Source organism: Thermogemmatispora sp. (genome assembly GCF_019683755.1).
In the GTDB taxonomy this organism is placed as follows: Bacteria; Chloroflexota; Ktedonobacteria; order Ktedonobacterales; family Ktedonobacteraceae; genus Thermogemmatispora.
Window position 1 is genome coordinate 1 of sequence record NZ_JADGHT010000163.1, and the last position, 10011, is coordinate 10011.

7 protein-coding genes are annotated in these 10011 nt (G+C 60.5%); 4 read left to right on the forward strand and 3 right to left on the reverse strand.

Annotated features, from left to right (window positions below; genetic code table 11):
- Nucleotides 1-311: 311 nt before the first annotated feature.
- A complete protein-coding gene (locus tag IRZ24_RS11700; RefSeq protein WP_297164281.1) occupies nt 312-749 on the reverse strand; it encodes a CoxG family protein in 438 nt (145 codons plus the stop codon).
- 337 nt (nt 750-1086) lie between these two features.
- On the opposite strand from IRZ24_RS11700, the gene IRZ24_RS11705 reads away from it, so the two are divergent.
- Nucleotides 1087-2442, forward strand: coding sequence for a hypothetical protein (locus tag IRZ24_RS11705; RefSeq protein WP_297164284.1), 1356 nt, complete (start codon nt 1087-1089; stop codon nt 2440-2442).
- Nucleotides 2443-2552: 110 nt separating this feature from the next.
- Here IRZ24_RS11705 and IRZ24_RS11710 read toward each other — a convergent pair whose 3' ends face one another.
- Both IRZ24_RS11710 and IRZ24_RS11715 read right to left on the reverse strand, forming a co-directional pair.
- The gene (locus IRZ24_RS11710; RefSeq protein ID WP_297164287.1) at nt 2553-3254 is read right to left on the reverse strand and encodes an HD domain-containing protein; all 702 of its coding nucleotides are present in this window, start codon (nt 3252-3254) and stop codon (nt 2553-2555) included.
- A gap of 15 nt (nt 3255-3269) precedes the next feature.
- Nucleotides 3270-6380 carry an ATP-binding protein gene (locus IRZ24_RS11715; RefSeq protein ID WP_297164291.1) on the reverse strand — a complete coding sequence of 1037 codons (3111 nt, stop codon included), beginning with the start codon at nt 6378-6380 and terminating at the stop codon, nt 3270-3272.
- A gap of 596 nt (nt 6381-6976) precedes the next feature.
- On the opposite strand from IRZ24_RS11715, the gene IRZ24_RS11720 reads away from it, so the two are divergent.
- From IRZ24_RS11720 to IRZ24_RS11730, 3 genes are all read left to right on the forward strand, one after another.
- Nucleotides 6977-7918, forward strand: a complete 942-nt coding sequence (locus IRZ24_RS11720; RefSeq protein WP_297164300.1) for a DUF1464 family protein — start codon at nt 6977-6979, stop codon at nt 7916-7918.
- 160 nt (nt 7919-8078) lie between these two features.
- On the forward strand, nt 8079-8360 hold the full coding sequence (locus tag IRZ24_RS11725; protein WP_297164294.1) for a hypothetical protein: 282 nt from the start codon (nt 8079-8081) through the stop codon (nt 8358-8360).
- A gap of 411 nt (nt 8361-8771) precedes the next feature.
- A complete protein-coding gene (locus tag IRZ24_RS11730; RefSeq protein ID WP_297164297.1) occupies nt 8772-9755 on the forward strand; it encodes a carbohydrate kinase family protein in 984 nt (327 codons plus the stop codon).
- Nucleotides 9756-10011: the final 256 nt, after the last annotated feature.

The following is a 10011-nucleotide window of genomic DNA, read 5'->3' on the forward strand; positions in this document are numbered from 1 at the left end:
GTCCAGAGGCCCGGCACGTTCTCAGCTCCATGAGTCAGTATGGCCAGAGAAAGAGCCTTCCGCGCTCAGATCGTCTAGTGGAAGACCTGCTTCGCCCTTCCGTCACAGTTGTATCAAAACTGGCACTCAAAAAGAAGCCAGGCAGGCCATAGAAAGCGAGAGCGCAACGGCTGCGGCATCAAAAAACCTTAAGTTCTTAGCGCTTGCTTGCCCGCCTGGCAAAGATAGAGGGTCAGAAGAGAATTGGTGCAGGCCTCTGGCTCTCTCTGGACGGAAGGCGCCCAGCACGGAAGCCAAGGCACGCGAGCCTCTTAGGCAGCCAGCACCTTTTCCAGGTTCTTGAAGAATGTGCTGAGAGAATTCTTTGCTACACCTTGCCCCACCGGATTATTGACTACAGCGATCGGACCGCTCATCTCGGCATTCGCCTCATAGGAGAGCAACGCCCCATCAGGCTCATCATTGAGCGTAATCTGCGCTGTGGCATCAATAGATCCACCGCGCCCCTGACGCTGTAGTTGCAGTACAAGCAGGTTGGGCGCCTGACGCTGGACAATGTTGAGTAGAGCCGTATAGGGTCCCTTCAGGCCCGGCAGGGGAACCGACAGGGTCACTTTTAGATGGTTGGCGTCGGCATACTCGACCGCCTCACAACCAGGAATACATTGCTTCAGTACATCTGGGTTCAAAATAGCTTCAAAGACGCGCTGACTCGGTGCATGAAACTTATACGTTCCGTTGAACTTCATCCAGATCCATCCTTTTACATCGGCAAAATAACTGGTATGTGTCGCGTTCCTCAGCCAGCCAGGCTACTTGAGAAGCAGCTCCTGACTACTGGGCAACGTCGGGCTTTATTCTAGCCAGTCGCTGCAGCACTTTCAAGCCCAGAAAATTGAGGGTACCGTATATTCCTATGCGTGAAATCGCTCTCAGTTCCCTGGCCCAAATGTGCTATCTTTCCCATCGCTCTGTCTCGCTCTGTGTTATACTGCGTGAAAACATGCTATCGAATACCAGCGTATGTAGAGAGTTAGATCTCTCCAGCGCCGCAGTGTCTACGTGTTCGTCTGGAAGGGGAGTACTATGGTTCGGAGAGAAGAAGATCTTCGTTTCGAGCAGGAACAGCAGGGAGAGAACCTCCATTGGCACCGGCGCGCCGAGCGAGGCCGCAAGCGCTTGTCGGCCTCGGTCGAGGATGTCCTTGCCGAGCGCGCGAGCGCCGAGCCGTTGGAGGAAGATGAGTCAGGAGAAGAGCCGGTTAGCGCCCAGTCGGCTGACATACAGTCAAGCGGGCTTATTCCACCACGTCTGAGTCTACAGTCACGCGAACTGGCGGCCTCACCTACCCCAGAGGGTAAGATGAGAGAACAGGAGCAGCCTGGATCTGGTCCAGACGCCAGGGCGCTGACCGCCTCTGGGGGGACAGAGAGTGACAGCGAGGAGAAGGGTGAGGCGGAGAAACTGGCGACGAATCGTGTCTTCGCCGCTTTTGCACGGCGCGTCACAGCTTCTCTGGCTGCCTTGGGGAAAGTACGGCAGCCGCAGCAGCGTCCGCCTGCGCCGATCACAGCAGTGCTGCCCGCTTTGTCAACAGAGACCGAGACGGGATCTTCTCCCTCCACAGGCACTGCTGATGGCGCCAGCTTATCATCGTTCCCAGAAGCTACCTCCAGGTCAGCAGGGGAGCGACCGCTTAGGGCCTCTTCGCAGAATCAGGCCCCTGCCCCACAGGCCAACCCGCGCGCCCATGAGACGAGAATTGAGACCGGAACGGCTCCCGGGGCCATCAGACCGGCGCCAGCTTTGCCCCAGCCACGTGAGACGCCGGCGCGCTCCTCTTCTCAGCGCCTGGCCGGTCGGACAACGCGCGTGCGCCTGGAAGCGGCTCCCAAGCTTAGCAGCCCTTCCTCCGCTCTAAGCGGCCCGGCACCAGCGACACCCTCCCAGAGCACCCGCCCTCTGCCGGCACTTGGCAGCGGCTATCTCTCCTCCGGCGCTTCAACCCGGCCTGATGCGAGCGCCTCCTCCTCTGTTCTACCGCCTGAGCGTCCTCTGCCTACGTCAGGCCCTCTCAGACCCAGTGGTCCTCTTCATCCTCTTGGTCCTCTGGCTGCCCACAGCCAGCCTCAGCAGGAGCAGTCAGGCCCGGGTGCGATGGGGAGCGCGCTCCCACTCCGCTGGCAAGTCGGTAGAGGCTGCTTCGCACGAGGGCAAGGGGAGGTTGCCGTGAGCTGCCCGGCAGTCAGTGAGGCTAGCGTGGTGCTGGTGACTCTGACAGGCGATCCAGGGCCTGTCGTTGTGCAGTATGTCTCTCTCCAGCCGGGCCGGGGCTTTACGGTCCATTTGAGCGCTCCCACTCAGCGCGAGACTCCTTTTCACTATGCTGTGCTGGAGAGTGTACCGCTGGGCAACAGCGCCGGACGCTCAACGGCTGGCTAGAGCCGGCCCCACTCTCCGCTCGCGCCTCATCACCTGAGCGCAGCTAGCCGATGAAGACCGGCCTAGCTTGAGCGGATCAGTTTGCTCAAGCCCGTCTGGGGCTACGCCGGCTAGTATTCGCCGCGCGCCTCCGCCTCCAGACGCTGGAAGAATTCACGCATGAAAGCGTAGCGCTGACGCGCTAACTCGCGCCCGGTGGCTGTGCAGAGCTGCTCAGGCAGATCCGTAAAGAGCAGGCGAAACTCGATCGAAGGTGAATAATCGGAACGATTACGCAGCTCTCGCACATATCGAGGAGAAACTGGCAGGACCACATCCTCTGGCAGAGGAGCATAGACTCGCTGCCCGCGTCTGCCAGTAATCATGTACAGGCGTCCGATACCAATGGCGCCCAGCGCATCCAGCTTATCAGCGTCATAGAGAACTCGGCCTTCCAGAGAACGCGGTCGCTGTTCCGCAGTCAGGCGATGATCAGCGATGGCCTCTTGGACTGCCGGGATGGCCTCTTGAGGGAAGGGTGTACCGCTCAGCAGCTCGGCGGCCATCTGGGCCCCAATGAGGGCATGGTCGCCCCCCTGGCGGCGCTCGCGTTCCTGGCCGATATCGTGCAAGGCCGCCGCCGCCCAAATAATGGTCAGATCGCCACCTTCGCGCCGCTGAATAGTCTCGGCCAGGGCCATTACCCGTGCAATATGGTCCATATCATGAGCCACATCGCTGTTACCTTCGCGCGCCATCGTTGTCCGCGCCAGCTCCAACAACCAGCTTCGCAGATCAAGGGATCGGCTCGGCAGCTCTTTCGCTTCTGGCACTTGCTCGCTCCTGCTTCACCGCCTCGCTTCGTTCTCCAGGGCAGGCAGTGTCAGGATGAAACGACTCCCCTCGCCGGGTATACCACTACTCTCAACGCGGATGGAACCACCGTGCATGCGCAGGATCTCAGCCACAAAGTAGAGGCCTAGACCCAGGCCACGGGTCTGACTGGCGCCAGTGTTGGGGGCGCGATAAAAGCGCTCAAAGAGGTGCTCCTTCGCCTCTGGTGGGATGCCGATGCCGCGATCTTCCACTTCCACCTGAATGAGACTGCCACTCTCCCGCGGGCAGCGGCAGAGCGAGAGGAAGATCGGCCCGCCCTGCGGGCTGTATTTTATCGCATTCTGAATGAGGTTGACAAGGACCTGGAGCAGGCGCTCACGATCGCCACTCACCAGATAGGGGCGTCCCCCTTCGTCAATGCGGCAGGCCAGTTCATGGAGAGCCGTCGCTGTCCGATGCTGGGCCACTACCTGCTGTGCTAGCTCCTCTAGATCCACTTGTTCGCGCGCAATGACGAGCTGCCCGCGGTTGATCTGCGTGGCCTCCAGGAAGGTATTGACAATGTTAGTCAGCAAGCGCGTTTGTTCCTCGATCATTCCCAGTTGCTCAAGCAAGCGCTCGCGCTGGCGCGGGCCGCTACCGCGGTTGAGAGTGCGCCTGGCATACTGGGCATTGGTCAGAATAATAGTCAGGGGAGAGCGGAATTCATGAGCAGTAATGGCCAGGAACTCATCTTTAAGCGCATTCGCCTCACGCATGGCCGCTTCGCTGGCGCGGGCCGCAATGGCCTCCTGTTGCCAGCGCGCCTGTTCGATGGCCAGGCCTGCAAGCTGCGCCACGCCCTCAATGACTGCCATCTCCCAGATGGTGAACTCATACTGCAGCTCGCTTCCTTCATCGCCTCCCTCGTTTTCCTCTAAGGCAAAGGCAGTAGGCCGCATGAGGAGCATCACTCCAAGCAGGCGCCCGCCATGAGTGATCGGCGCTACTAAGGTCAACCAACGGCTGACATCCACGGGCAAGGCCGGTAGCTGGCGCTCCTGGCCGTGGCCACGACCGAGACGGTGCAGGTGCAGAAACTGGCTAGGCGTCAGGATGAAGGCATGGCCCGCACGCAACTGCAAGGCATAATCCTCATAGTTCAAGAGGGCTGTGAGCAGCCAGTCAAGTAGCTGGATCTCGATCTGCCCCTCAGCCTGATGAGTCGTCCTTGCCACACTCTCAGCCAGATCGACAGGCGGCTCCTGATCACCCTGCTCTCGCTCCAGGTGAAGGCGCTCACCAAGCTGATCCCGCTCGGGATCATAGAGCGCTACCAGCCCACGCTGACAGTCCAGAGCCTGCAAGGCCATACTGAGCACGCTGCGCAGAATGGCCGTCACTTCGGTCAGACCGGAGAGGGCCTCAGCCATGCGCAGCATGGTCTCTAAAGCTTGATGAATGTGCTGCTCGATGCGCATCTGAGACGTGATGTCGCGGAAGGCGCTGACTACCCCCAGTTGCTGGCCTGTTGGTGCCAGCAGGGGCGCCACATTGATCTCAAGGATGCGCTCGCGCCCATCGGCGCGGCGTGTGATGAAGCGCTCTCCCCGCACCTGCTCACCACGCAGAGCGCGGGCCAGGGGAAAATCTTCACTGCGCAGCGGTTGCCCCTGCAGCGTGTAGACTGGATGACGGCGCAGCAGCTCCTCCAAAGTGACGGTCCCCTCCAGGCGCTCACCCACGAACTCGCGCGCGGTGGCGTTGGCCATCAGCAAGCGGCCCTGCATATCGAGCACCGAGATGCCTTCCGTCATGGCATGGAAGACCGCATTGAGCGTATTGGCGCGCTCGGTCGCCAGTAACGCCGCCCGGCGCGCCTGCTCCAGCAGTTGGGTCTTTTGGATCGCAAGAGCGCACTGCGCGGCGATGTCTTGGGCAAAGGTATAATGGCCCTTCGAGGGCCGAAAGTGGGGATCGCTAAAACTGGCAAAGGCCAGACCCACACAGCGCTGACCAGGCTGGCTTTGCTCGTCCACGGGCCAGGACGAACGAACCCCAACCATCAGAGGGACTATCAAGGTATGTTCTAGATTCTGGGTCTGAAACCAGTGCAGCTCACTAATGCCCAGGCGATCAAGTGGGACAAAGAGCGGTTGACCACTCGTCGCTGCTTGACGGCAGAAAGGCAGCTCGTCGAGAGAAGCCGCGACGCGCCCGCGCCAGCGTGATACGAGCGCTTGCCCCTCACTCCTGCCTTCCATGCCCTCCGCCTGCTCTTCTGCCAGCGCCGCTTTCGACGCTTGCCCTTGTCGCTCTTGCCGCTTGACCACAGTTTCAAGACCCTCCTCGCTCGAGCAGGGAAGATAGAGCCGCCCTTCTTCCAGAAGGAGAATCTTTCCGCTCTCGGCTTTCAGGACCTGGCGTAGCTGCTGGGTAGCGATCTCCAGGATTGTCGGTAGGTCCTCATCGGAGTTGACAGCCATCGCCACCTGATAGATAGCCTGAGATTGCTCAATCAGTTGCTCGGCTCGTTGGCGCTCGCTCTCAGCACGCTGATAGAGGCGCGCATTATCGATGGCCACCGCCGCCTGCTGGCCAATGGCTCGCGCTAGCTGCTGCTGCTCCGTTGAGAAGCTGCTATGCTCGCCTGGGTTGTCAAGCGACATCACACCCACAGGACGATCTTCACGCACGAGGGCAACAAGGAGAATCGAACGGACGAGGAATAGCTCGGCTAAGGCGCGCAATGAGCGCTCATCTCGTAGATCGTATATATATAGCATCTCACGCCCGCCCAGCAAGCGGCTCATGAGAGGGTTAGCCGTGGGAATAGTGCTCCGATACCAGAGCTGATCAGCGATGCGCTGGCGCTTGGCGTCAACTAGCTCACGCGCCAGATGGTAGACAACAGGACGCAAGAGCTGGCGCTCCTCATCATGCAGCCAGACGGCACAGCGCCCAACCTGGCAGACCTCAGTCGTGCGCTGCACCAGTACCTGTAGCACACGGTCCAGATCTAAAGAGGAGGCCAGCAGACCTGCCAGCTCGCGGAGAATCTCGCTCTCACGTAAAGCGCTCAGCAAGCGCTGATGTTCACTGTTCGGGCTAGAGGCAGGCTGTTCCTGCGACGGCATGCACATGACCTTGCACTCTTTCCAGACTGACTGAACCTGTCGTCCGTTGTCATGCTGAGAGCGACCGCTCTACTTCCTCATAGACAGGGGCTGTCGATAGGGAAGGTAAGCAAGCGAGCAGAGGAGGGAGAGCCGCCTCATTGTCCTGTCCCGCTGGCACGAGTAACCGCCTCCCTGGACTCCCCAGGGAAGCCCGGCCCAGCCGTCCAATAGGGCTGGCACACCTGGCACTTTGCTCGCCCGCCCTCGTCTGGCGCACTGATGAGCAGAAGCGCCGAGGCCAGGCCCCTCAGGCCACTCCGGGGCCTCACGGAACAGGACCCCTGGCGCCGGCAGTCTGCCGGCTTCACGTTCATGGTGCTCGTCTGCTGGTATTTTATGTTCTTATTGTCCCATCACCAGGAATATCTGTCAAGGGGCTGCAGCGCTAGAGCAGGGCTGGGAGAAAAGGGTGCACGAGGGCGTAGTGGCATGCTATAATTTCAGGCAAAGACCAAACCTGAGCTGTGGGTAGCGGAGACGAGCAGCGAGGGCGATCGAATACGGAGAATGCCCGCCTGTGTGCCGCTCCCCGGCGGAGGAGGGGCCTGGGAGCAGTGACGATGAGCCTGAGTATCGGTATTGACTATGGTCGCAGAAGCTGGAAGCTCTGTTTACTGGATGAGGCCCAGCCGCCGGAATACCACTGTTTCGCATCGCCTGCCGAGCTGCTGGCTAGTCTGACTCGCCTTTGTGCCCTCTTTCCAGAGCCAGTGATTACGCTGGCAGCGGGTAATGGTCTGCCCCTTGAACGGCTTGATCGCCTGGCCTCTGAGCAGGTGGCCGCTTTAACAGCGGGCTATGATGAGCCGCTGCCCGCTCTGCCCGCCGGCGCTACGGCTGCCCAGCCGGCAAGCGGCTCGCTACCGTCGACCAGTATTCCCCTGGCGTTGACAACCTTCCTGGAGACCTTGGGCCGCCTGAATCTCCATAGCTATGTCTTGCCCGGTCTGCTGCATCTGCCAACGGTGCCAGCTTACCGGTTGTTGCTGGAACGCCTGCCCGCTAGCCCAGCCGCAGTCTGCCGCGTGGTGACGCTGCTCTATCGTCTGCGCCAGCGTGAGACAAGCTGGCCCGAAATGCGCTTTCTAGTCCTGGCGGCTCACAGCGCTTGCTGGCAGGTGTTGGTGGTTGAGGATGGCTATCTGACCGATGGCGTTCATGGTATACCCCGCGATCCCGCCCTGCCTTTGCCCCCCACCGCTCCCACTGAGGGGCGCTTTGAGCAGGCGTATTGGGAAGGGCTTGTACGCGATCTGGCCGGTTTATTGGCTGTTCACCATCTGGATGAGGTGGTGATCAGTGGCCGGCGCAGTGAAACTCTGGCCACCCGCCTTGGAGAGGTCTATCAGCTCTACTACTTCCCCTACGCCCCCCACGAACCCCGCGGCTTTGAGGCCGCCTTTGGCGCAGCCTTGATCGCTGCCGGCCTCCAGCATCCTCGCAGTCTGGCCGCAGAGGTTGTGCAGCATCTGCAACTTTGGAGATCCGTCCCCGTTTTTTAGTAGTTTAGTAAAAAATCAACGCTAGCGTTTGATTGCTCTCAACGGCGTTCGTCATATTAGAGGCAGCCTGGAACACCAATACCAGCTGTCCGCCCAGGTGTGGGGCCTTGGGGTGGCGCACCCGCCTGCACAACTTCTGCTGAAAGGGTGGCACGCAGCTATGACTGACCAGTCAACGCCGCAAAAGATCCTCTGGATGGTGGAATACACACTTGGCGACAGCCAGTATCATCACCTGGAGCCCATTTACGCCTCTTCGCGCGCTGAAGCCGAAGAGCAGTGCCGACAGTTGCTGGCGCGTCACGGTCAAAAGGCGAACTTGATCGAACTTCGTCCCTATCCTCATGGCTTCGTGGTCAAGCATGGACGCATGCCAGGCAACCTGATGGCCAGCCAGGAGCCACAAGAACAAGTAGAGGAGCCGCCTCCCCTCCCTCCCTGATGAGCTGCGGCGGCCCTGGGGGCGAGAGACCCACAAGTAAGGGCCATGAAGCCGGGCCATGGCGCCAGCGCTCGCGCATCGCATCAGCGGACCTCCTCCTGGCCGTCTTGCATCCTTTTTCAAGGCTGGGGCCGCCCCCAGCGGGCAGGCGCTTTCTTGTTGTTCTTTGCCGTTGCTCTTCTGTCCGTCTGTCTGTCTGCTTTGGTTGGAATGCTGTCGCCGCTGCTCCTTCCTCTTGACAGGGCCAGGCGTCTGCCCTAGCATAAGGTCAGAAGACTGAGCAATCTCTCTGAGTCCACCTTTTACTCTCGTCTCATGTCTTTGGCCCAGTAGTCAGCCTGGCGCCCGCTGGTTATTTCTGGGGCTGACCGGGCTGAGCTGCTCGCGAGAGCCAGCGACTGGTGTGTCCCTGTGGAACGCAATGAATTTGATGTCCTGATCATTGGCAATCCCTGCATCGACCTCATCTTCAGTGGCCTTCCGCATTGGCCAGCGCCCGGTAAGGAGGTCTATGCGACCCGCTTTGCAATCGGCGCAGGTGCCGTCTTTAATACGGCTGCGGCCCTGAGCCGCCTTGGCTTACGGGTTGCTCTGCTCGGCGAGCTGGGGAATGATTGTTTGAGCCGCTATCTGCTAGAGGAGATGAGGCAGGCCGGAATCTGTTGCGATCTGGTGCGCCAGCGTGATGAGCGCCTTGCCGCCGTGAGCGTCGCCTTGGTTCATGATGGTGAGCGCGGCTTTGTCTCCTATGCTGAGCCTCCTGCCCGCCCGGCCTTGGATGAATTCAGGAATTTCGAGGAGGCGAGCACGCTCGCCCCAGAGCTATTGCCTCCTCTAACACTGGCCGAGCTACGTGCTTTGCTGTCGCGCTATCGCTGGCGGGCCGCCTTTCTCCATGTGCATCCAGCCCTGGGGCCTGTGCTGGAGCTGTTGGCACAGCAGAGGATCACGATCTTTCTCGACACAGGCTGGCATCCAAGGCTGCTAGGCGATCCGCGGCTGCCGGAGGTGCTCCGCCAGTGCTCGGTCTTCCTGCCAAATCGCCTGGAGGCGGAGGCCTTGACAGGCACTCATGACCCCGTAGCTGCAGCACGGCAGTTGGCGCAGTTCGTACCGCTGGTGGTGATCAAATTGGGGGCCGAGGGTGCGCTGGCCTGCCAGGGAGAGCAGCTCTGGCACTGTCCAGCCTGGCCAGTGAGCGAGGTCATTGATCCGACCGGCGCAGGCGATGCCTTTGATGCCGGCTTTATCTATGCTCTGCTCCACGGTTATTCGTTGCCCGAGGCCCTGCGTTGCGGCACCATCTGCGGCAGTCTCGCCACCACTGCTTTGACCGGAAGCGCCGCTGTCCCCGATGCTACCGAGTTGGAGCGCTTGCGCCATAGCTCTCCTTGAGAAGAGGACCTGAGCCGCTGAGATGGGGAGGATGTCGATCGCCTGGCTGCGAGGAGGCTGCAGGAGCACACCAGGCCCAGGGTTCTCTAGCAGTCAGCACCAGCCCTATGATTTGCCTGGTTGCCATGCACGAGATGAGCAGAGAAGCCTGATGTTCACTGATGGGAATTTTTCCAGCTAGGGCAGTGACTGGCGTAAATGCGGAAGGCAGACTCTACGATCGAACAGTGCGGCGCGGCCCGTGCCGAAGCCGTCT